This window comes from Pseudomonas alkylphenolica, assembly GCF_016009175.1.
Taxonomy (GTDB): Bacteria; Pseudomonadota; Gammaproteobacteria; order Pseudomonadales; family Pseudomonadaceae; genus Aquipseudomonas; species Aquipseudomonas alkylphenolica_B.
The window spans coordinates 26,978-48,088 of the sequence record NZ_JADUCM010000027.1; the positions used below are offsets into that span (position 1 = coordinate 26,978).

General features: G+C 59.9%; 17 protein-coding genes. 8 read left to right on the forward strand and 9 right to left on the reverse strand.

Going from position 1 to position 21,111, the window contains the following annotated elements; genetic code table 11:
- Nucleotides 1–28: 28 nt before the first annotated feature.
- The 4 genes from fdhE to fdnG are packed head-to-tail and all read right to left on the reverse strand — an operon-like array spanning nt 29 to nt 5,625.
- The gene (gene fdhE / locus I5S59_RS20005; RefSeq protein WP_197878167.1) at nt 29–955 is read right to left on the reverse strand and encodes a formate dehydrogenase accessory protein FdhE; all 927 of its coding nucleotides are present in this window, start codon (nt 953–955) and stop codon (nt 29–31) included.
- Between the two features lie 4 nt (nt 956–959).
- Nucleotides 960–1,613 (reverse strand): formate dehydrogenase subunit gamma, encoded by a 654-nt coding sequence (locus tag I5S59_RS20010; RefSeq protein WP_197878168.1) that lies wholly within the window; start codon nt 1,611–1,613, stop codon nt 960–962.
- Nucleotides 1,610–2,560 carry a formate dehydrogenase subunit beta gene (gene fdxH / locus I5S59_RS20015; RefSeq protein ID WP_197878169.1) on the reverse strand — a complete coding sequence of 317 codons (951 nt, stop codon included), beginning with the start codon at nt 2,558–2,560 and terminating at the stop codon, nt 1,610–1,612. Before fdxH ends, I5S59_RS20010 begins: the two co-directional genes overlap by 4 nt.
- On the reverse strand, nt 2,560–5,625 hold the full coding sequence (gene fdnG / locus I5S59_RS20020; protein ID WP_197878170.1) for a formate dehydrogenase-N subunit alpha: 3,066 nt from the start codon (nt 5,623–5,625) through the stop codon (nt 2,560–2,562). The genes fdxH and fdnG overlap by 1 nt, the downstream gene beginning before the upstream one ends.
- A gap of 229 nt (nt 5,626–5,854) precedes the next feature.
- On the opposite strand from fdnG, the gene I5S59_RS20025 reads away from it, so the two are divergent.
- From I5S59_RS20025 to I5S59_RS20045, 5 genes are all read left to right on the forward strand, one after another.
- Complete coding sequence (locus tag I5S59_RS20025) at nt 5,855–6,643, forward strand: SDR family oxidoreductase (protein WP_197878171.1); 789 nt, start codon at nt 5,855–5,857, stop codon at nt 6,641–6,643.
- A gap of 116 nt (nt 6,644–6,759) precedes the next feature.
- The gene (locus I5S59_RS20030; RefSeq protein ID WP_197878172.1) at nt 6,760–7,722 is read left to right on the forward strand and encodes a 3-hydroxyacyl-CoA dehydrogenase; all 963 of its coding nucleotides are present in this window, start codon (nt 6,760–6,762) and stop codon (nt 7,720–7,722) included.
- A 49-nt stretch (nt 7,723–7,771) separates the two neighbouring features.
- Nucleotides 7,772–8,698, forward strand: coding sequence for a 3-keto-5-aminohexanoate cleavage protein (locus tag I5S59_RS20035; RefSeq protein ID WP_197878173.1), 927 nt, complete (start codon nt 7,772–7,774; stop codon nt 8,696–8,698).
- 107 nt (nt 8,699–8,805) lie between these two features.
- Entirely contained in the window at nt 8,806–10,173 is a 1,368-nt protein-coding gene (locus tag I5S59_RS20040) for an MFS transporter (RefSeq protein ID WP_197878174.1), read from the forward strand.
- Nucleotides 10,170–11,702 carry a UxaA family hydrolase gene (locus tag I5S59_RS20045; protein ID WP_197878175.1) on the forward strand — a complete coding sequence of 511 codons (1,533 nt, stop codon included), beginning with the start codon at nt 10,170–10,172 and terminating at the stop codon, nt 11,700–11,702. Before I5S59_RS20040 ends, I5S59_RS20045 begins: the two co-directional genes overlap by 4 nt.
- Before the next feature lie 63 nt (nt 11,703–11,765).
- On the opposite strand, the gene I5S59_RS20050 is transcribed toward I5S59_RS20045, so the two are convergent.
- The gene (locus I5S59_RS20050; protein ID WP_232239874.1) at nt 11,766–12,458 is read right to left on the reverse strand and encodes a GntR family transcriptional regulator; all 693 of its coding nucleotides are present in this window, start codon (nt 12,456–12,458) and stop codon (nt 11,766–11,768) included.
- 213 nt (nt 12,459–12,671) lie between these two features.
- On the opposite strand from I5S59_RS20050, the gene I5S59_RS20055 reads away from it, so the two are divergent.
- Nucleotides 12,672–13,196, forward strand: coding sequence for a gamma carbonic anhydrase family protein (locus I5S59_RS20055; protein WP_197878177.1), 525 nt, complete (start codon nt 12,672–12,674; stop codon nt 13,194–13,196).
- A gap of 121 nt (nt 13,197–13,317) precedes the next feature.
- Complete coding sequence (locus I5S59_RS20060; RefSeq protein ID WP_232239875.1) at nt 13,318–13,797, forward strand: GlcG/HbpS family heme-binding protein; 480 nt, start codon at nt 13,318–13,320, stop codon at nt 13,795–13,797.
- 115 nt (nt 13,798–13,912) lie between these two features.
- Here I5S59_RS20060 and I5S59_RS20065 read toward each other — a convergent pair whose 3' ends face one another.
- Both I5S59_RS20065 and I5S59_RS20070 read right to left on the reverse strand, forming a co-directional pair.
- Nucleotides 13,913–14,443 (reverse strand): single-stranded DNA-binding protein, encoded by a 531-nt coding sequence (locus I5S59_RS20065; RefSeq protein ID WP_128323177.1) that lies wholly within the window; start codon nt 14,441–14,443, stop codon nt 13,913–13,915.
- A gap of 9 nt (nt 14,444–14,452) precedes the next feature.
- Complete coding sequence (locus I5S59_RS20070) at nt 14,453–15,847, reverse strand: MFS transporter (RefSeq protein WP_197878178.1); 1,395 nt, start codon at nt 15,845–15,847, stop codon at nt 14,453–14,455.
- 129 nt (nt 15,848–15,976) lie between these two features.
- Here I5S59_RS20070 and uvrA point away from each other — a divergent pair, with 129 nt between their 5' ends.
- On the forward strand, nt 15,977–18,811 hold the full coding sequence (gene uvrA, locus I5S59_RS20075; RefSeq protein ID WP_197878179.1) for an excinuclease ABC subunit UvrA: 2,835 nt from the start codon (nt 15,977–15,979) through the stop codon (nt 18,809–18,811).
- A gap of 57 nt (nt 18,812–18,868) precedes the next feature.
- On the opposite strand, the gene bfr is transcribed toward uvrA, so the two are convergent.
- Nucleotides 18,869–19,333: a bacterioferritin gene (gene bfr / locus I5S59_RS20080; RefSeq protein ID WP_128323180.1), complete on the reverse strand. Its 465-nt coding sequence runs from the start codon at nt 19,331–19,333 to the stop codon at nt 18,869–18,871.
- 155 nt (nt 19,334–19,488) lie between these two features.
- The gene (locus I5S59_RS20085) at nt 19,489–20,937 is read right to left on the reverse strand and encodes a catalase (RefSeq protein ID WP_197878180.1); all 1,449 of its coding nucleotides are present in this window, start codon (nt 20,935–20,937) and stop codon (nt 19,489–19,491) included.
- Nucleotides 20,938–21,111: the final 174 nt, after the last annotated feature.

Consider the following 21,111-nt stretch of genomic DNA (forward strand, 5'->3'; position numbering starts at 1 on the left):
GTACAAAACCTGAGTGTAGACGTAGCGCTCACTCCCCTCCCGGCGCCAGCATCAGATTCGGCGCCAGCCGCTGATACCCCTCCTGATCCAGGCGCAGGTCCAGGGCCAGGCTCGCCAGGTCTGTAGACAGCGCCTCAGCCTCGGCATCGCACTCCAGGTAGATCTGCTTCAGGTAGCTTTTGCACCCCGGACAACATTCGGCCCGCAGCGGCGCCTTGCCGGCTGCATGGCGATCGTCCTCAAGGTTGAAGTAGGTCAGCCCTTTGCTCTGCTCGCAGTAGATGCATTTGACCCGCACCACATGCCACTCGCACGCGCACAGCGAGCACACCAGATACCGCAGGCCGTTGTACTTGCCACGGTGACGGATCACCCCGGCCATCGGCGGCGACCCGCATGCCGGGCACTGACACAGGCTGTCGCCGGCCTTCAGCCCGGTATCGGCCAGACTCAGCAACCAGTGACTCCAGGCAGCCTGAAGTGCAGCCCCGAGAAACGGTACCAGCGCTGCCGGCACGGCGCTGAACTGCCCGGTCAGCAAGGCAATGCCCCAGAGCTTGCGCTGCTCGGCACTGGACGCGCTCAAGGCGCTGACTGCCGCCTCCAGTTTTGAACTGAGTGGCCTGGCAACGCGCAGCAACAAGGCGTCGAGATAGGCCAGCCACTGCCCCTCACGCACCAGACTGTCGGCGGCCAGCGGCGGCAAGCCGTGCTCCAGACACAAACGCTGGCGCTCGGTTTCGGCCGGCACCGCCACCGGGGGCTGGTCGAGCAGGCTTTGCTGGATTCGGCACAGTTCGGCGATCAGGCGCAGGTAGTCCCCCAGGGCATTGCCCTCCGCGAGGGCGTCCAGGCGGGCCGCGCGCAAGGCGAACAGGTTCGCGGGTGGCAGATACAGAAACGGCGGCGTGCTGGCCGCCGCTTCGATCTGTCCAGGTTCAAGAATGGTGCTCAAGTGATCATCCTTTTTTACTGATCTGCGAGTCCGGCGGATCCTCGCGTGTCACGTCCCGATACCATAGCTCATGGTGTTTTTTCGCCCAGGCACGGCTGACCCAGCCATGCAGCATGGCGCCGACCGAGCCCTTGATCCAGATCCCGGCATAGATGTGCACGATGATGCTCAGCACCAGCACGAAAGCAGCCAGCGCGTGCAGCAAGGTCGCCAGGCGGATCGCGCCAATATCAAAGTACTGGCTGAACCAGGCGCGCCAGATCACGATGCCGCTGAACAGCAGAATCAGCATGCACAGCAGCAGGGTCCAGAACAGCAGCTTCTGCCCGGGGTTGTACTTGCCGATCGGCGGCACCCCCTCCTCTTCGTTGCGCATCACCCGGTCGATGCGTTTGAGCCACAGGCGGTCGTTGGCGATAAAGAAATTCGCCCGCCAGAAACGCAGCACCAGAAAGAAAAAGAACACGAACATCAACACACCGATAAACGGGTGCAAGATGCGCGTCCACGGTCCCCCGCCGAACAGATGGCTAAGCCAGAACAGCGCCGGGTGAAACAGCGCCAGTCCCGACAAGGCGGCCATGATGAACAGGATCGCCACCAGCCAGTGATTAGTGCGCTCGTTGGCGTTGTAGCGCAGGATGGGTTTGTCTTTCATGGCCGCTCCTCCCCTTGCCCACCCGGCTTGTGCGGGTCGTACACATGCACGGCCGGATCAACCACATGCACGCTGGTATCAGGTGCACTCGGGTGCTCGTCCTCCTCGACCCGGTTCGGGCCAATGCGCACATAGTGGAAGAAGCCTGCGAGCACGGCGGCGCCCATGGCCAACAGTGCCAGCGGTTTGCTCACGCCTTTCCACAGGCCCACCAGCGGGCTGATCACCGGCTGGTCCGGAAGTCCGGCGTACAGTTTGGGCTGATCGGCGTGGTGCAGCACGTACATCACGTGGGTGCCACCGACACCGTCAGGGTCATACAAGCCGGCGTTGTCGAAGCCGCGCGACTTGAGGTCGACGATACGTTCGGCGGCATGCTCCTTCATGTCTTCCTTGCTGCCGAACACGATCGCCCCGGTCGGGCAGGTCTTCACACAGGCAGGCTCCAGCCCTACCGCGACACGGTCGGAACACAAGGTGCACTTGTAGGCTTTGTGGTCCTTCTGCGAAATCCGCGGAATGTTGAACGGACACCCGGTGATGCAGTAACCGCAGCCGATGCAGTGGTCCTGGTTGAAGTCGACGATGCCATTGGCGTGCTTGATGATCGCGCCGGGGCTCGGGCACGCCTTCAGGCAACCCGGGTCGGCGCAATGCATGCAGCCATCCTTGCGGATCAGCCACTCCAGATTGCCGTCGGCATTTTCATGCTCGGTGAAGCGCATCAGGGTCCAGGTCTCGGCCCCCAGGTCATGGGGGTTATCGTAGGTGCCGTAGCTGTGCCCCACTTCGTCACGCAACTCGTTCCATTCCGAACACGCCACCTGGCAGGCCTTGCAACCGATGCACTTGGTTGTGTCGATCAGTTTGGCCACTTCCTCCTGCTGGCGGATCGAAGGCGGCGCCGTGGTGGTGGCCGAACGGGCGATGATGTCTTGGCTAGCCATCAGATTTTCTCCACGTTGACCAGGAACGACTTGGATTCCGGCGTTTGCGTATTGCCGTCACCGAGGAACGGCACCAGGGTGTTAGTCAGGTAGCCGTGCCGGGTCACCCCGGTAAAGCCCCAGTGCAACGGGATACCGATCTGGTGCACGGTCTGGTTGTTGACCTGCAGCGGTCGAATCCGCTTGGTTACCACGGCCACGGCCTCGATATGCCCGCGCTTGCTGGAGACGCGCACCCGGTCGCCGGCGGCAATGCCCTTCTCCTTGGCCAGCACTTCACCAATCTCGACGAACTGCTCCGGCTGGGTGATCGCGTTGATCGGGCAATGCTTGGTCCAGAAGTGGAAGTGCTCGGTCAGCCGGTAGGTGGTGGCGGCATAGGGGAAGTCCTTGGCTTGCCCCAGGGTATCCCAGACCGAATCGAATACCCGGCCTGCCGGGTTGCTGATCGCCTTCTTGTTGTTCGGGTGCATGGGGTTGACCCCGATCGGCGTTTCAAACGGCTCGTAATGCTCCGGGAACGGCCCTTCGGCCATCTTGTCCAGGGCAAAGAAACGCGCCACGCCCTCAGGGTTCATGATGAACGGGTTCATCCCCGCTTCCGGCGGCACGTCGGCCTTGTAGTCGGGTACATCGGTGCCGCCCCAGGCCTTGCCGTTCCACCACACCAGGCGTTTTTCCGGTGACCAGGGTTTGCCCTGCACGTCCGCCGATGCCCGGTTGTAGAGGATTCGCCGGTTCGCAGGCCAGGCCCAGGCCCAACCCAGGTTCTGTTTCATGCCGAACGGGTCGGCGTTGTCGCGCCGGGCCATCTGGTTGCCCTGCTCGGTCCAGCTGCCACAGAAGATCCAGCAGCCGGACGCAGTACTGCCATCGTCCTTGAGCTGGGCGAAGGCGCCCAGTTGCTGGCCGGCCTTGATCGTTGCGCCGCTGGCATCGGTGACATCGGCTACCGCGTAGCCGTTGAACTCCTTGGCGATTTCTTCCGGTGTCGGTTCGTGGGCTGTTTTATACGGCCAGTTGAGCTTGAGGATCGACTCGGCCCAGGCCCCGCCTTCCTTCTGGTAGCGTTCGCGCAGGCGCAGGAACAACGCACTCATGATCCACACGTCGGTGCGAGCCTGGCCCGGGCCTTCAGCGCCTTTCCAGTGCCATTGCAGCCAGCGGCTGCTGTTGACCAGCGAGCCGTCTTCCTCGGCAAAACAGGTGGTGGGCAGGCGAATCACCTCGGTTTGTACATTCGCCGAGTCGACATCGTTGAACGGCCCGGCATTGCGCCAGAACTCCGAGGTCTCGGTCGCCAGCGGGTCCATCACCACCAGCCACTTGAGCTTGCTCAGCGCGGCCGTCACACGGTTCTTGTCAGGCAACGCGGCAATCGGGTTGAAGCCCTGGCAGAAGTAGCCGTTAACCTGCTCCTTGGCCATCATGTCGAACATCTTCAACACGTCGTAGCCGGGAATATCCAGCTTGGGCAGGTAGTCGTAGCCCCAGTTGTTCTCGGCCGTGGCATTGGCGCCATACCAGGCCTTCATCAGGCTGACATGGAACTTGCCGTAGTTCTGCCAGTAGGACAACTGCCCCGGCCGCAGCGGCTTGGACGCGCGCTTGGCAATGAAGGCGTTGTAATCCTGCTCGGCATCCGACGGCAGAGTCAGGTAGCCCGGCAGCAGGTTGGACAACAAGCCGAGGTCGGTCAGGCCCTGAATGTTGGAGTGCCCGCGCAAGGCGTTGACCCCGCCACCCGGCATGCCGACGTTGCCCAGCAGCAACTGCACCATCGCCGCACTGCGGATGATCTGCGAGCCGATCGAATGCTGGGTCCACCCCAGGGCATAAAGGATCGTCATGGTCTTGCCCGGTTGCGAGCAGGTGGCGATCTCTTCCCAGATCTTGCGCATGCTGTCCACCGGCATACCGCAGACCTGGCTGGCCAGTTCCGGGGTGTAGCGGCTGTAATGCTGCTTCATCAACTGGAATACGCAGCGCGGGTCTTGCAGGGTCGGGTCGACCTTGGCGAAACCGTCCTCACCGATTTCGTAGCTCCAGCCGGACTTGTCGGTGTAGCTGCGCTTGGCCGCGTCATAACCGCTGAACAGGCCATCCTCGAAGGTGAAGCCCGCTTTGACGATGAACGACACGTCGGTGTAGTTGTGTACGTATTCGTGCTGGATCTTGTCGTTGCTGATCAGGTAATTGATCAGCCCGCCCATGAACGCGATATCCGTGCCGGTACGAATCGGCGCGTAATAGTCGGCCACCGAAGCGGTTCGGGTAAAACGCGGGTCGACCACGATCAGCCGGGCCTTGTTGTGGGCCTTGGCCTCGGTTACCCATTTGAAGCCGCAAGGGTGGGCTTCTGCAGCGTTGCCACCCATCACCAGGATCAGATTCGCGTTGGCGATATCGGTCCAGTGATTGGTCATGGCTCCACGGCCGTACGTCGGGGCAAGACTTGCCACCGTCGGGCCATGTCAGACACGTGCCTGGTTATCGAACCCCAGCATGCCCAGACTGCGGATGACCTTGTGGGTCATGTATCCGGCTTCGTTCGAAGACGCCGAAGCGGCCAGGAAGCCCACGCTCAACCAGCGATTGACCGTCTGGCCCTGAGCGTTCTTCTCGATGAAGTTGGCGTCACGATCGGCCTTCATCAGGTCGGCCACGCGGTCCAGCGCCTCATCCCACGAGATACGCGTCCACTCTTTGCTGCCCGGCTTGCGCACCTGCGGGTACTGCAGGCGGTTGGGGCTGTGGATAAAGTCGAGCAGGCCGGCGCCTTTGGGGCACAACGTGCCGCGGTTTACCGGGTGATCGGCGTCGCCTTCGATGTGGATGATGTTCTGCGCAACGTTTTTGGCTCCATCACCCTGGCTGTACATGATCAAGCCACAGCCGACGGAGCAATAAGGGCAGGTGTTGCGGGTTTCTTTGGTATGCGCCAGCTTGAAGTGACGCACCTGCTCGGCAAAGGCTGGCGTCGGGGCCATGCCCAACGCCGCCAGGCTCGAACCTCCAAGGCCGATTGCGGCGACCTTGAAGAACTGCCGACGGTTGAGATCCATCGTGCACTCCTGATCAGGTGGTGGACGCGCGGGACGTTGCCGGCGTCTCTTGAACGATCACGGCGGTGACGTTTGCAGCAGTCACCAGTTGATACTGTAGTCAAGATTTCCGAAAACACGATGAAAGCGGACCTTCGGTTCACGCGCGGCATTCTGCCTTGACAAGCGATCTGTGATCACATATCACTAAAAAGGAATCCAACACAAAAACAAGACAGGATTAACCGCCATGAACGTTGTAGAACGCCTTACCCCTTACTCCGGCTTGAAGGTTTTGATTTCCGGTGGCGCTGCCGGTATCGGCGAGGTGATCGCAGCCGCCTATCTCGAGACCGGAGCGCGCGTGCATGTGTGTGATGTCAGCGAGCAGGCTGTCGCCGCCTTTCGTGAGCGCTACCCTGCAGCGCTGGCAACACAAGCCGATGTTTCCAACCCTGCCGACGTCAAGCGTGTCTTCGACCTGCAGCGGGAGTGGGCGAACGGCCTGGATGTACTGCTCAACAATGCCGGTATCGCAGGGCCGACGGCCGGGATAGAAAGCATCAGTGAGGCGCAATGGGCGCAAACCGTAGACATCAACCTCAATGCGCAGTACCGCTTCGCCCATCACGCGATCCCGCTGCTGGTTGATTCAGAACATGCCCACATCATTCACATCTCCTCCGTCGCCGGTCGCCTGGGTTACGCCTGGCGTACCCCGTATGCGGCGACCAAATGGGCGATTGTCGGGCTGATGAAGTCGCTGGCCGCCGAGCTGGGCGACCGGGACATTCGAGTCAACGCCCTGCTTCCAGGGATCATTGAAGGCCCTCGGCAAGATCGGGTTATCCATGATCGCGCGAAGCAATTGGGCATCTCCGAGGCTGAGATGCTCCAACAGACGCTGAAGAAAATCTCCCTGCACCGAATGACGCCCCCAGAAGATGTGGCAGCGATGGCCTTGTTCCTCTGCTCGCCTGCCGCTCGCAATGTGACAGGCCAGGCGATCAGCATCGACGGCAATGTCGAGTATCTCTGATCAGGTTTAGCGCCAGCGCCAGATAGCTTGCTGGTGAGCCGTCTGGCGCGTCAACAGGACAGCCCGAGCCATTAGCGCAACGGCCAGTAACCACAAGAAAAAACCTGGAGAACATCATGCGAAGTACGACTGTCTCTGCAACTGAGCGCGGCCCCGTTGCGATTGTTGGCGCAGGCCTGATCGGCAGAGCCTGGGCAATTGTTTTTGCTCGTGCCGGTCACCCGGTGCGCCTGCACGACATGGATCTGCAAACCCTGCACAACAGCCATGCCTACATCGAGGCACGACTCGACGAGCTGGCCGCCTTCGACCTTCTCGATGACGCCCCGCTCAGCGTGCTTGAGCGCATTACCTGCGTGCCCGATCTGGCAGACGCATTGCGTGACGTGGTGCTCGTACAGGAAAACGTGCGGGAAACGGTCGAGGCAAAAATCGACATTTTTACCCGAATGGACGCGTTGGCCCCCAAGGGCGCGATCCTGGCCAGTTCGACATCATGGCTACCCGCCTCCCGGTTCACCGAAGGCCTGCCTGGGCGCGGGCGCTGCATCGTCGCTCACCCTACCAACCCGCCTTACCTGATTCCGTTGGTAGAGCTGTGCCCTGCGCCTTGGACAGACGCCGAGGTCACGGTTCGAGCGCACGACATCTACAGCGCAGCCGGACAGAGCCCTGTCGTGCTATCCCGGGAAATCCACGGCTTTCTGCTCAATCGCGTTCAGGCCGCCGTCCTCAATGAGTGCTTCAAATTGCATGAGGATGGCTTGGCAAGCGCGGAGGATATCGACCGGGTACTCAAAGACGGGCTCGCCCTCCGGTGGTCGTTCATGGGCCCCTTCGAAACGATCGACCTTAATGCCCCGGCCGGCGTCTCCGACTATGCCAAACGTTACGGCCAGCAAAATCGCGAAACGATCGGCTCCGACACTGCGTTTGGCTGGTCGGAACCCGCTGTTGCCCGCGTGCATGCAGAGCGTCGCCAACACCTTGAGCTCGAAGCAATTGCAGCGCGTTCCGCATGGCGCGACCGACGCCTGATGGCCCTGGCTGCCCATAAGCGCCAAGCGCCAAGTGCCTGACCTGTATACCTCATCCTGAACACCAGAATAAAAGCCACAGGAGATCACCATGACCCGTAAAGTCATCATTACCTGCGCCGTTACCGGCGCCATCCACACGCCTTCGATGTCCCGCTACCTGCCGGTAACACCCGGCCAGATTGCCGAAGCTGCAATTGGTGCCGCTGAGGCAGGCGCGTCAATCGTCCACCTGCATGCGCGTAACCCGATTGACGGCAGCCCCTCGCAGGATCCTGAACTGTTCAAACAGTTTCTTCCTGCGATCAAAGAGGCAAGCGATGTGGTGATCAACCTGACAACAGGGGGTGCACCGACCATGGCGCTGGAGGATCGACTTCGCCCGGCACACCAGTTCAAACCGGAAGTGGCCTCATTGAACATGGGCACGATGAACATGGGTCTCTACCCAATGCTCAACCGGTTCAAGGAATTCAAACACGATTGGGAAGAACCGTACCTCGCTGGCAGCCATGACCGTATCTTCAAAAATACCTTTACCGACATCGCCCACATTCTTCAGTCGTGCAGCGAAAACGGCACCCGCTTCGAGATTGAATGCTACGACATCGGGCATCTCTACACGGCTGCCCACTTCATTGATCGTGGGCTGATCAAACCGCCATTTTTGATCCAGTCGGTATTCGGCATTCTCGGCGGCATCGGCGGTCACCCCGAAGATGTGCTGCACATGCGGCGCACTGCAGACCGGCTGTTCGGTGATGACTATCAATGGTCGGTGCTGCCAGCAGGCAAGCAACAGATGAGTATTGGTGCGCAATCGGCCACGTTGGGCGGACACGTTCGTGTCGGGCTTGAAGACTCCCTGTGGGACGGGCCCGGTCAGTTGGCAAAAACCAACGCGGACCAGGTTTCGCGCATGCGCAAGATTATTGAAGGCCTTTCCCTTGAGGTGGCGACACCCGATGACGCCCGGGAAATCCTCAAACTCAAAGGTGGCGATAACGTTAATTTCTAAGCACGAGGGTTAACCCCCTTAACAACTATCCAGAGGATATATCGCTCGCAACAGGGCGCTGCACAGCAGCGTCCTGGAACTCTATCCTCATGAGGAGAACCTGAGCCATGTTCGCTACGCCCCACACAAAAACACAACAGGGACCGACGCTGAACGCTTTGATGTTTCGCAAACTAATGCCGATGTTGGTGTTTGCATACGTCATCAGCTTTCTGGACAGAACCAATATCTCTCTTGCCAAAACCCACATGGCCGTCGACCTGGGTATCTCAGCGGCCGCCTACGGATTTGGTGCCGGGCTTTTTTTCCTCACCTATGCGCTGATGGAAGTACCCAGCAACCTGATCATGCACCGCGTCGGCGCCCGCCTGTGGATAACCAGGATCATGATCACCTGGGGGTTGCTCTCCGCCGGCATGGCCTTCATTACCGACGAAACCTCGTTCTACATCGCCCGCGCCCTGCTCGGGGCCGCCGAAGCGGGGCTGTTTCCGGGGGTAATGCTCTATCTGACCTATTGGTTTGGCCGCGAGCAAAGGGCCCGGGCGAGTGGTTATTTCCTCATTGGGGTCTGCCTGGCAAACATCATCAGCGGCCCGATTGGCGGACTGTTGCTGGAGATGGACGGAATGCTCGGTTGGCACGGCTGGCAATGGCTGTTTTTTCTGGAAGGCATTCCTGCTGTGCTCTTCTCTATCGTCATTTGGCGCAAGCTGCCAGATGGGCCATCCACTGCGCGCTGGCTGTCAAAGGAACAAGCCCGTGAAGTGGAGCAGAACCTCAAGAAAGAACATGACGAGGAAGTTGCTTCCGGCAACGTGGGCCACTCTTTCAAGGGTGTCATTAAAATCCCGCAACTGTGGCTGGCCATCGTTGTGTATTTCCTGCATCAGATCAGCGTTTACTCGGTGATCTTCTTTTTGCCGGGCATTATCGGCACCTACGGCGGTTTGACCTCTGTGCAAATCGGGCTGCTCAACTCAATCCCCTGGGTGGCTGCGGCACTCGGCGCCGCGTTCCTGCCCAAATACGCAACAACGCCAAAGTTATCCCGCAACATAATGTTTTCCGGCCTCCTGCTCATGTCGGCCGGGTTGACCCTCGCCGCATTTACCTCGCCCTTAGTTGCCCTTATCGGCTTTACGCTGACGGCCTCGATGTTTTTTGTTGTTCAACCGGTGATATTCCTCTTCGCCAGTTCACGTCTGGCGGGTGCCGGTATGGCGGCCGGGCTTGCGCTGGTAAACACCTTTGGCATCACCGGTGGTTTCTTCGGCCCTTCACTGCTGGGTTTCGTCGAGCAAACAACAGGAAGCACCAAAAACGGGCTGATCATTGTTGCCGCTCTTTTGACCCTGGCCGCCTTCCTGAGCCTGCGTTTGCGTCAGGCGCACGAAACAATCACGCCCTCTCGGGACAACATCGTATTGCCCCACGCCACACCGTGCATTGCTGAAAACTCGAGGACAAAATGAACAGCACTTCTCTGGCACTGAAACTGCACCCCAACGATAACGTCGCGATCGCACGCGCGCCTGTCTCTCAAGGCGACGTGGTCACCGAGTTCGGCAATGCCCCTATCGTGGTGCGCGCCGATATACCTGCGGCGCACAAGATCGCGCTTGCACACGTGAACTCTGGCGAGCCTGTTTTGCGCTATGGGCAAATCATCGGGTTTGCTACACAACCCATTGAGCCAGGTGATTATGTGCACACGCACAACCTGGAGATGGCAACGTTCGAGAGGGATTACGCCTTCGGTGAGGATGCCCGGATCGCCTCCCCCGCCGCCTCTCCCGTCACCTTTCAAGGCTTCGTCCGCGCCGACGGTCGGGTGGCCACCCGTAACTACATCGGTGTAGTGAGCACCGTGAACTGCTCCGCCACGGTGACCAAGATGGTCGTCGAACATTTCTCACGCAGCGGTGCACTTGAGGCTTACCCGAACGTGGATGGCGTGGTGCCGATCACCCACAGCTTTGGGTGCTGCATCGAGCATAACGGCGAGGGGGTCAATCAGCTGCGGCGCACGCTTGGCGGCTTCATCAAGCACGCCAACTTTGCTGGCGTGGTGGTCATCGGTCTTGGCTGTGAAGCCAACCAGATGGACGCGCTGTTCATGGCCCAGGGCATCGAAACCGGCACGCTTATCGCCCCTGTGGTGATTCAGGACGTGGGCGGAACCCGCAATGCCGCAGATGCAGCCATTGCCGCAGTGGAATCCATGCTGCCGGTTGCCGACGCGTGCCGGCGCGAGCCGGTATCGGCCAAACACCTGACCGTCGCGCTGCAGTGCGGCGGTTCAGACGGGTACTCGGGAATCACCGCCAACCCCGCTCTCGGTGTAGCTGTCGATCTGCTCGTCGCCCAGGGCGGAACGGCCATCCTGAGCGAAACGCCCGAGATCTACGGCGCCGAACACCTGCTGACCCGCCGCGCGGCAACCCGTGAGGTCGGCCAGGGTATCGTCGACCTGATCAAATGGTGGGAAAACTATGCAGACCGCGAAAAAGGCAGCATCGATAACAACCCCACACCCGGCAACAAGGCGGGCGGCCTGACGACCATTCTGGAAAAGTCGCTGGGCGCTGTTGCCAAGAGCGGCTCCTCGGCACTCATGGGGGTGTACCGTTACGCCGAACCCATTACCGCCCGGGGCCTGGTGTTCATGGATGCACCTGGCTATGACCCGATGGGCGCTACGGGCCAGATCGCCAGCGGCGCCAACCTGGTAGCGTTCACCACCGGCCGAGGCTCGTGTTTTGGCGCCAAGCCTGCCCCGTCGATCAAGCTTGCGACCAACACCAGGATGTACACACGGATGAAGGACGACATGGACATCAATTGCGGCGATGTCATGGATGGCGATGCAACACTTGAGTCGAAGGGAAAAGAAATCTTCGACATGTTCATTCGCGTGGCGTCTGGGGAAAAATCCAGAAGTGAAGCGTTGGGCGTAGGTAACGAAGAAACAGTGCCCTGGATGATCGGTGCCCAGATGTAAGTAGCAAGCAAAAAAAGAGGCGGTCTGTTTACCAGATCGCCTCTGTTTTGTTGCCGTATAAAACTATTCAGTTTCGGCAGGCTTAACTGAATCGGCCACGATCAGTGCACCCGTATTCAGGATGAATTCAGCCGCACTGGTAATGTCGTTCTGCAGTGACTGACAAGCAGCAACAGGGTCTCGATTCTTCAACGCTTCGACCATCGCCGCGTGGTGGCTGGCTTGTACCCGCTGAACCACCCGTTCAGTGCCGGAGCGCAAGTCGTAATTGAGGATGGGCCCGATTCTTAGCCACAGCGACTCAACGATCTGAAGCAGGATAGGCATCTGCGCCTGGTTGTAGATTGCGAAATGCAATTCTTTATTCAGTGCAATGAGTCGGGACTCATCAGGCGTGCTCTTGGCAAACTCGCGGCAAGAGGCTTCGTGAATACCCTCGATCTCCCGCAATGCCTTGGCGCCAACCAGTTCCGCAGCGCGCGCCGCCGCCTGCCCTTCCAGATTCAAGCGGATACTGGTGATTTCCCGGAACTGGCTGACAGTCAGCACTGGCACGCGAATGAAGCGGTTCGCCGACATTTCCAGCGCCTGCTCGGCAACCAGCCTGTGCACCGCCTCTCGAACCGGCATGACGCTGACGCCCAGCGCATCCGCGATGGACCTGAGTGAAAGTTTTTCCCCGGGCATCACGCGTCCGCTGATCAGCAGGTCGCGCAGCTGGGCGTAAACGTCCGCACTGAGGGTCTGGCGGACCATGGGTGTTACGAGTGTCGATAGGTTCATGGACAGGATTATAAGCAGATTCAACCGCCCCGGCATACAACAAAATGGCATCTGTGATCACAGCCCAGAGCAAGCTGCCAACCGGTATTTCCTGCGTAATTCAGGCTTGTGCAACGAACCACAACCGTGATCACATATCACTCACAAACAACATTCCTCCACACCGCCAAAGGGAAGTAACACGTTATGAAATATCGTTTGGGAGACCTCAGCGTTGATGCTCATCCACAGAGCTGGGTAGCCCCCACCGCCACCGTGATAGGCCGGGTGCGCCTGGAGAAGAATGCCAGTGTCTGGTTCGGTGCGGTCATTCGCGGCGACAACGAACTGATCACGATTGGTGAGGGCTCCAATGTCCAGGACGGTGCCATTCTGCACACGGATGAAGGGTTTCCATTGACCGTGGGGAACGATGTCACCATTGGTCACCAAGCCATGCTTCATGGATGTGTAATTGGTGATGGCAGCCTGATCGGCATTCAGGCGGTTGTCCTCAACGGCGCCCAGGTCGGTGCGAACTGCCTGATTGGCGCCAAGGCGCTTGTCACTGAAAAGATGGTCATCCCGGACGGGTCGTTGGTAGTGGGCTCGCCTGCCAAGGTTGTGCGTACACTCAGCGAGCAGCAGCAAGCAGGCATTCGCGCCAACGCAGTGGGCTATGTCGCCAATGCACATCGCTTTCTGACGGAGCTTGTAGACGATCACAACTGACTTCAGGAAATTGCGTGAAGGCGATCAGAAAGGGCTGACTGTTTTAGAGGAATAAGCCTACTCCATCATCGAGAGGTCCCTTGCTACGTTGGCACGCCGTACTCAAGGAGTGCGAAACGCCATGAAAACAGCACGTCACCTGGCTGCGCTTATCGCCCTGATTGGGCCGTTGATGTTCTTTGCCCCCGCACAGGCTGCCTCTGCTTCGATCACATCGCACATGGCGCAAACCATGGCCGATGCCGCAGCACAGGCTGCCCGGGAAAAGGGCTTTTCGATCGTAGTGAGCATTGTCGATAACCATGGCAACCTCAAACACCTGCATCGCATGGATAACACCAGCGCTGGCAGCATCGAGGTGTCCCGACTCAAGGCGTCGACCTCCGCTCATTTTCCGGTCTCAACCAAAGTGCTGGCCGAACGCAGTACCGGGTTTGCAAGTAACCCCTACGCCGCGATTCCAGGCTTCCTGTTGCTGGAAGGTGGATTGCCCATCATGAGCAAGAACGGTGTGCATATCGGCGGCATTGGCATCAGCGGCGCAACGCCTGAGCTGGATGCGGCATTTGCCCAAGCGGCGATTAATCGGTTGAATCAGTAAACACGGTACGTCACGGAATCCCGGGAAGCTCTCCCCCAATAAAAAGCCCCATCACCTTCTGGTGACGGGGCTGAGTTCAAAGCAGGCCGGGGCAAATACCCTCGCCGCCTGGCAATCAGAACGGAATGTCGTCATCAAAGCTGTCGAAATCCGGAGCCGGCTGCGGAGCGGCCTGCTGTGGTGCAGGGCGCTGCTGCGGTGCCGACTGCTGCGGACGCGGTGCTTGCTGGCGTGGCGCCTGGTTGTAGTTACCGCCCTGGTTGCCACCCTGGTTGTACTGGTTGCCACCTTCCTGGTTCTGCGGACGGCCGCCCAGCAGCTGCATGGTGCCCTGCATGTCGACGATGATTTCAGTGGTGTAGCGCTTGATGCCGTCTTTTTCCCACTCGCGGGTCTGCAGCTTGCCTTCGATGTAGACCTGCGAACCTTTGCGCAGGTACTCGCCGGCGATTTCGGCAACCTTGCCGAACATCGAAACGCGGTGCCACTCGGTACGCTCGACCTTCTGGCCGGTCTGCTTGTCGGTCCACTGCTCGCTGGTAGCCAGGCTCAGGTTGGTCACGGCGTTACCGTTGGGCAGGTAGCGGACTTCGGGATCCTGACCGCAAGTGCCGACCAGAATGACTTTGTTAACCCCACGGGCCATAACGTTCTCCTAGGCTTCGCACGCTGCGGAGGCCGGGTTTACCAGGCGCTCCAGAGTCGTACGATCCAAAATTTGTGTATCAAGTTTGATATAGATGGCGCCTTCATCGGCCACCACCACTGCGTCGGTCACACCCGGAACGGCCAACAGCCGCTCGGTCAGTCCAGACTCGCGGACCGCCTCGGCCGACAACGGCATGCGCAGGCTGGTCACGTACGGTGGCTCACGCATGCTCAGGGCAACGATCCACCACACCGCACACAAGGCTGCACAGCCCAGGAACACCGTGCTCAGACCACCGTGCTGGAACAACCAGCCACCGAGAATTCCTCCCAGCGCGGCACCCAGGAACTGGCTGGTGGAATACACCCCCATGGCCGTACCCTTGCCACCGGCAGGCGACACCTTGCTCACCAGCGAAGGCAGCGATGCCTCCAGCAGGTTGAATGCCGTAAAGAATATCACGGTGCCGATCACCAGTTCGTGCAAGTTGTCAGCCGACAGCCAGAAGAACAGTTCGGTAAGCATCAACACACTGACCGCGCCCAGCAGGACACGTTTCATCTTGCGCTTTTTTTCGCCGTAGATAATGAACGGGATCATTGCAAAAAATGAGATCAGCAGCGCTGTCAGGTAGACCCACCAGTGTTCTTCTTTAGGCAGCCCGCCACGTTCGACGAACGCCAGCGGCAAGGCAACGAAGCTGGCCATCAGGATTGCATGCAGGACGAAGATGCCAACATCCAGGCGCAACAGATCCGGATGGCGCAAGGTCGGCCCCAAGGCCTGCTTGGCCACACCGGATTCACGGTGCTGCAATGCGCCATGCGAGGCCGGCACGACAAACGCGATCAGGGCGATGCCGACCAGGGCCATGGCCGCGGTGGCCAGGAACAGCCCCGACAAGCCAAAGGCGCGGGTTAGCAAGGGCCCCACGACCATGGCCACGGCAAACGACAAACCGATGCTCATGCCGATCATGGCCATGGCCTTGGTCCGGTGTTGCTCGCGGGTCAGGTCCGAGAGCAGCGCCATCACGGCGGCAGATATCGCCCCGGCGCCCTGCAGGACACGACCGGCAATCACGCCCCAGATCGAATCGGCCTGGGCCGCCAATACGCTGCCAAGGGCAAAGATGACCAGGCCCAGGTAAATCACCGGGCGTCGACCAATGCGATCGGAAATGACCCCGAACGGGATTTGCAGGAATGCCTGGGTCAGGCCGTAGGCACCAATGGCCAGGCCAATCAACGCGGGGGTGGCACCAGCCAGGTCCATGCCATAGGTGGCAAGTACCGGCAGGACCATGAACATGCCCAGCATGCGGAAGGCAAATACCAGGGCCAGGCCGCCTGCGGCGCGGGTTTCGCTGCCACTCATGCGTTCGCTGTGGGTATCGTGCATGGATAAACCTCGTGTGAACCGGCGGCGATTCTACCAGTCCCATCGCGTAACGGCATCTACGTGACGCTTTGCCGCGTACTGGCAGGGAGCCGTATACTCAACCGTTTAAGCCCGCCAAGCGAGGCCGCAGTGGACAAGATCCTGATTCGTGGGGCACGGACCCACAACCTGAAGAACATCGACCTGACGCTCCCCCGGGACAAGCTGATCGTTATCACCGGCCTGTCCGGTTCCGGCAAGTCGTCGCTGGCCTTCGATACGCTGTATGCCGAAGGACAGCGGCGCTACGTCGAATCGCTGTCTGCCTACGCGCGGCAATTCCTGTCGATGATGGAAAAGCCTGATGTCGACACGATCGAGGGACTGTCACCCGCCATCTCCATCGAGCAGAAGTCGACCTCGCACAACCCGCGCTCGACGGTCGGCACCATCACCGAGATCTACGACTACCTGCGCCTGCTCTACGCCCGTGTGGGGACTCCTCGCTGCCCGGATCACGACATCCCGCTGGAAGCCCAGACTGTCAGCCAGATGGTCGACCTGGTGCTGGCCCAACCCGAAGGCAGCAAGCTGATGCTGCTGGCCCCGGTGATTCGCGAGCGCAAGGGCGAACACCTGGCGGTGTTTGAGGAACTGCGCGCGCAAGGCTTCGTTCGCGCCCGGGTCAACGGCAAACTGTTCGAGCTCGATGAACTGCCCAAGCTCGACAAACAGAAAAAGCACACCATCGAAGTCGTGGTGGACCGCTTCAAAGTCCGCGAGGACCTGCAGCAGCGCCTGGCCGAGTCGTTCGAGACTGCGCTGAAACTGGCCGACGGCATTGCCCTGGTGGCCTCGATGGACGATGAGCCCTTCGAGGAGATGATCTTCTCGGCCCGCTTCGCCTGCCCGATCTGCGGACATGCCATCAGCGAGCTAGAGCCCAAGCTGTTTTCGTTCAACAACCCCGCGGGCGCCTGCCCGACCTGCGATGGCCTGGGGGTCAAGCAGTTCTTCGACATCAAGCGCCTGGTCAACAGCGAACTCACCCTGGCCGAAGGCGCGATCCGCGGCTGGGACCGGCGCAACGTCTATTACTTCCAGATGCTCGGCTCCCTGGCCGCCCACTATGATTTCAGCCTGGAAGTGCCTTTTGGCGAACTGCCGGCCGACCAGCAGAAAGTCATCCTCAATGGCAGCGGCAAGCAAAACGTCGACTTCAAGTACCTGAACGACCGCGGCGACATCGTCAAACGTTCGCACCCGTTCGAAGGGATCGTGCCAAACCTTGAGCGCCGCTACCGCGAGACCGAGTCGGCGACCGTGCGCGAAGAGCTGGCCAAGTTCCTCAGCACCCAGCCCTGCCCCGATTGCCGCGGCACGCGCTTGCGCCGCGAGGCGCGCCACGTCTGGGTCGGTGAGAAGACCCTGCCGGCCGTCACCAACCTGCCCATCGGCGATGCCAGCGATTACTTCGGTGGCCTCAAGCTGACTGGCCGTCGCGGCGAAATCGCCGACAAGATCCTCAAGGAAATCTGCGAACGCCTGCAGTTTCTGGTCAATGTCGGTCTCGACTACCTCACCCTGGACCGCAGTGCCGACACCCTGTCCGGCGGTGAAGCCCAGCGCATTCGCCTGGCCAGCCAGATCGGCGCCGGCCTGGTCGGGGTGATGTACATCCTCGACGAACCGTCCATCGGCCTGCACCAGCGCGACAACGACCGCCTGCTGGGCACCCTCAACCACCTGCGTGACATCGGCAACACGGTCATCGTGGTCGAGCACGATGAAGACGCGATCCGTCTGGCCGACTATGTCGTCGACATCGGCCCCGGTGCCGGCGTGCACGGCGGCCAGATCGTCGCTGAAGGCACCCCCGCCGAGGTAATGGCCCATCCCGATTCGTTGACCGGCAAGTACCTGTCGGGCCGGGTCAAGATCGCGGTACCGGCCAAACGCACCCCTCGTAACAAGAAGCTGTCGATCAAGCTCAAAGGCGCACGCGGCAACAACCTGCAAAACGTCGACCTGGAAATCCCGATCGGCCTGCTGACCTGTGTCACCGGAGTCTCTGGCTCAGGCAAGTCGACGCTGATCAACAACACGCTGTTTCCGCTGAGTGCCACCGCCCTCAACGGCGCCAGCACCCTTGAGGCGGCGGCTCACGACAGTTGTGATGGCCTGCAGCACCTGGACAAAGTGGTGGACATCGACCAGAGCCCGATCGGTCGTACGCCGCGCTCGAACCCGGCGACCTACACCGGGCTGTTTACCCCGATCCGCGAACTGTTTTCCGGCGTGCCCGAGTCACGCTCGCGTGGTTACGGGCCGGGGCGCTTTTCGTTCAACGTCAAAGGCGGCCGCTGCGAAGCGTGCCAGGGCGACGGCCTGATCAAGGTCGAGATGCACTTTCTGCCGGACATCTACGTGCCCTGCGATGTCTGCAAGAGCAAGCGCTACAACCGCGAAACCCTGGAAATCAAATACAAGGGCAAGAACATCCACGAAGTCCTGGAAATGACCATCGAGGAAGCCCGTGAGTTCTTCGACGCGGTGCCCGCCTTGGCGCGCAAGCTGCAGACCCTGATGGATGTCGGTCTGTCCTACATCAAGCTGGGGCAGTCGGCGACCACCCTCTCCGGCGGTGAAGCGCAGCGGGTGAAACTGTCCCGTGAGCTGTCCAAGCGCGATACCGGCAAGACCCTGTACATCCTCGACGAACCGACGACAGGCTTGCACTTTGCCGACATTCAGCAATTGCTCGATGTGCTGCACCGCCTACGCGATCACGGCAACACCGTGGTGGTGATCGAGCACAACCTAGACGTGATCAAGACCGCCGACTGGATTGTCGACCTCGGCCCCGAGGGGGGCTCCAAGGGCGGCCAGATCATCGGCTTCGGTACACCGGAGGAAGTGGCCGAGATGAAACAGTCCCACACCGGCTACTACCTCAAGCCGCTGCTGGAACGCGACCGGGTCTGACGCCCATGAAAAAGCCCCTGTCATTCGCATGACAGGGGCTTTTTAACAGCAGGCAGATTACATCTGCGACTGCAGGTAGTTCTCCAGGCCGATGGACTTGATCAGGCCCTGCTGCTTCTCCAGCCAGTAGGTGTGATCTTCTTCGGTGTCGGCCAGCTGCAAGCGCAGGATATCGCGGCTGATGTAGTCCTTGTGCAGCTCGCACAACTCGATGCCTTTACACAGCGCTGCGCGCACTTTGTACTCCAGGCGCAGGTCAGCAGCGATCATTTCCGGCACAGTGGTGCCAACGTCCAGATCATCAGGACGCATGCGCGGTGTACCTTCAAGCATGAGGATACGACGCATCAGGGCATCGGCGTGCTGGGTCTCTTCTTCCATCTCGTGGTTGATACGCTCGTAGAGCTTGCTCAGGCCCCAGTCTTCGTACATGCGCGAATGGATGAAATACTGATCGCGTGCCGCCAGTTCGCCCGTCAGCAACGTGTTGAGATAATCGATTACGTCCGGGTGACCTTGCATCGCCCTGCCTCTCCCTGTGTGAAAGTCATAGTTTGAACCAGGATCATCGAGAGGTCACTTGGGATTGGGCAAAAAAGTGCAAAAAAGCGGGTAAACAGTAGTGATATTCATTGAAAAACCGCCCAAATGAGGGCGGTTCTTCTTATCACTTCGACTTAGGCGAGATTTATGCCCAAAGCCTTGGCAATGCCTTCTCCATAGGCCGGATCGGCCTTAAAGAAGTGCTGCAGCTGACGCTGCACAACATCCGCCGAAACCCCGGCCATCGCGCCGGCAATGTTGCTGATCAGCAGGGCTTTCTGGTCAGTGTCCATCAACCGGAACAGTGCACCGGCGTGGCTGTAGTAATCGGTGTCTTCGCGATGATCGTAACGATCCGCCACACCGTTGAGCTCCAGTGCCGGCTCGGCGAACTGTGGGGCCTGTTTGGGCGCATTACTGTAGCTGTTCGGCTCATAGTTCGGGGTCGCACCACCGTTAGTGCCAAACGCCATGCTGCCATCGCGCTGGTAGCTGTTCACCGGGCTACGTGGGGCGTTTACCGGCAATTGCTGATGGTTGGTACCAACACGGTAGCGGTGGGCATCTGCATAGGCAAACACGCGCCCCTGGAGCATGCGGTCAGGCGACAGGCCAACACCCGGAACCATGTTGCTCGGCCCGAACGCGGCCTGCTCGACTTCGGCGAAGTAGTTGAGCGGGTTGCGGTTGAGTTCCAGCTCGCCGATCTCGATCAGCGGGAAGTCCTTTTGCGACCAGGTCTTGGTCACGTCGAACGGGTTCTCGTCGCGGCTTGCCGCTTCTTCTTCGCTCATTACCTGGATGCACACTGCCCATTTCGGGAAGTCGCCGCGCTCGATCGCTTCGAACAGATCGCGTTGGGCGTAATCCGGGTCAGTACCGGCCAGGCGTGCTGCATCGGCAGGTGCCAGGTTCTTGATGCCCTGCTTGGTCTTGAAGTGCCACTTGACCCAGGTGCGCTGACCGCAGGCATTGATCAAGCTGTAGGTGTGACTGCCAAAACCGTGCATGTGGCGATAGCCATCAGGAATGCCGCGGTCGGAGAACAGAATGGTGACCTGGTGCAGCGCCTCGGGCGAGTGCGACCAGAAGTCCCACATCATCTGCGCACTTTTCAGGTTACTTTGCGGCAGACGCTTCTGGGTGTGGATGAAGTCGGGGAATTTCAGCGGGTCGCGAATGAAAAACACCGGGGTGTTGTTACCGACGATGTCCCAGTTACCCTCTTCGGTATAGAACTTGACCGCAAAACCACGCGGGTCACGCTCGGTATCCGCCGAGCCGCGCTCGCCGCCGACAGTGGAAAAGCGCAGGAAGGTTTCGGTCTGCTTGCCGACAGCGCTGAACAGCTTGGCATAGCTGTACTGGGAAATGTCCCGCGTCACAGTGAAGGTGCCATAGGCGCCCGAACCCTTCGCGTGTACGCGACGCTCGGGGATGTTTTCGCGATTGAAGTGGGCAAGCTTTTCAATCAGGTGAAAATCATCCAGCAACAACGGCCCGCGTGGACCCGCAGAGCGCGAGTTCTGGTTATCGGCAACCGGTGCGCCGCTGGCGGTCGTCAGTGTCTTGGTCTGGCTCATGCGCTATCTCCTTATCGGTCTTGAACTGCATCGGTCTCGACATGCATCGGTCCCAAACGGCCGGCTAATCGGCTTGCAGTGAGTATCGACCAGAACTATGACAGCAACAAATTTATTACCTGACTTACATCAATAGATTATTACAATACATGTAGACACAAAAAACCGGACACT